This is a genomic window from Paenisporosarcina sp. P4_E4_2 (genome assembly GCF_056401595.1).
Genome location: NZ_JBFUJC010000448.1, coordinates 1 through 2,093, shown reverse-complemented (window position 1 = coordinate 2,093; position 2,093 = coordinate 1). Strand labels below are relative to the sequence as shown.

At 46.4% G+C, this 2,093-nt stretch carries 1 protein-coding gene; it reads right to left on the bottom strand.

Annotated elements, in window-relative coordinates; genetic code table 11:
- The coding region (locus tag AC1DSB_RS18475) for a carboxypeptidase regulatory-like domain-containing protein (RefSeq protein ID WP_477587327.1) at positions 1-2,093 on the bottom strand (2,093 nt) is incomplete at both ends.

Sequence of the window (2,093 nt, the reverse complement as noted above, 5' to 3'; positions counted from 1 at the left end):
CAGGTGCATTAAACTTGGCGTAAACAGTGACTTCATTGCTAGTTTCGTTTCCAGCACGGTCCTTTGCAGTGACAGTAAATTTATTTTCTCCATTATTGAGTAGTACGCGTAGGGAGTAGGAGCCATCTTCTGTGACATTCGCTTTTTGACCATTTGCGGTGACTTCTGCTAGATATGGATCGGTTGCTTTTCCTTCGATCGTAACCGCTTTCTGATTCGTCTTGAAGCCTTTAGTAGGCTTGGTGATGGTTAGTACTGGTTTTGCTTGGTCAAGGATGATCTTCACTGGCTCGGATGGATCCGTACTACCTCCAGCAGTAGAAGAAGTAGCTGTCAGCATGTTTTCACCATTTTGAAGGGTAACATCTACAGAGAAGGTGCCATCCTCTCTGGCTGGTATAGTAGCCACTTCTTCGCCGTTATTGAACAGATGAACTTGGGTAGTATGGGAAGCTTTCCCTTCTACCCTGACATTAGATTGATTGGTGTAAACTGCATCTTTAGGCGTTGTGATCACTGGAGTCATCGCATTAAAATCTACACGCGCCCGAATCATAATGTTTCCGTAATTTTCAGGGGATGGGGACCAAACTCCGCTCTCCAGTTGCCAGCTATGTCCTGCGTTTGGACTGCTTGTATCAGCAGCGATTGCTGGTGTATTCGGGTAGTCCTTTGATTGGATATAGACCATATAGAAGTCGCTGTTTACCGCTACTCCTACGCCTGTCAGATTGACAACTGTCCATTGTCCATTTCGAAGAGCAGTCGCATTCAATGGACCGGCTAATTTTTTACCAGGAGCACCATCCGGTCCACTAGCATCATAGATGGCAACCTGAAAGGCTGTTCCACCTGGATACGGCCAACTTTCATCCCAGAAATTGAAGAGACCAGCGGTGACTAAGGCGCTATTTTTRCCTTCAGGTAGAGACATTTTYACASCCCAACTATTTCCAGCAGTATTCCAAGCGCGAGCGTCTTCTGGTAACCCATCATCATAGCCSATCTCAYCWGRATAGCCGAYAAATGGTTGTAAYGGAACATTTTGTTCGATATTTCCGTTTGCTGGGATGGTGATCGTGAWAWCTTSGCCGTAATAGAGAGGCKYGRWTACWTGTAAGGTATAAGTTCCTTCAWWGGCAGTGATGGAGAAGCGTCCGTTTTCATCTGTTTGTACAGGTTGAATGAGCGCGTCTTCGATCAGMGARAGTGTTGCGTTAGCTAGCGGCTGACCTGTTKRCTTGTTTGTGACCGTTCCGCTAAMCGTTCCTYGCGGGAKCGGGTTTAAGGTAAAGTTGGCTTCTACTGTACCATCGGYWKGAATMTTCACTCGTTGATCTGYAGAGTAATATCCATATGYTTCAGCACGYAAGGTGAACTCACCAGCAGGATGAGWCATACCATAGCTACCATCCGCTGGGTTGGTGGTAACAGAACGTCCTGATTCGAGCACGCTCACTGTAGCTCCAAGTGGCAGGGACATGGGTTGGACTGCAGTCGGCGTGATCGTGGCGGTGGGTGCCATCACGTTTTGTATTTTGGTTGGTTGGATGRTATCCGAGTTGACTGCTTTTTTATTGGTTTGTGGCTCATATTCCAGTTGTCTAGCTAGCAGTTTTTGTTGTTGTACATCTTCTAGTTCTACATTGGCTGTGGCAAGTGGTGTATTGCTTAAGGCAACCTCATCGATATACCAACCTGCTCCCGTGTTAGTATAGTTTGTGGTTACGTTAAAGACGATATAGATTTCTTGACCTGCATAGGCGGATAGATCGATTTGTCGCTCCGTCCATGTCATAGAGTTACCAGTGAAGCTCGACAGCTGTTGCCAGTTTTGTTTGTCTGTCGACACAAGCACATGACCATAATCGTAGCCGCTATCAATTTGATACCAGTCTTTAAACTGCAGATAGGTGTTACCTTCAGTCRGGACGATTGGAGGCATCATCAAGCTCATATTGGCAAAGTTGTTATAGTTACCATCTAAATTGGTTCCGTACACTTTTTCACCAGAAGCGGCCTTTCCTGGTCCAGCGGCAGGTACTCCCCACTCCCAGCTGTTGTTGGTACCATAGGAGATCCAACCATTTGGT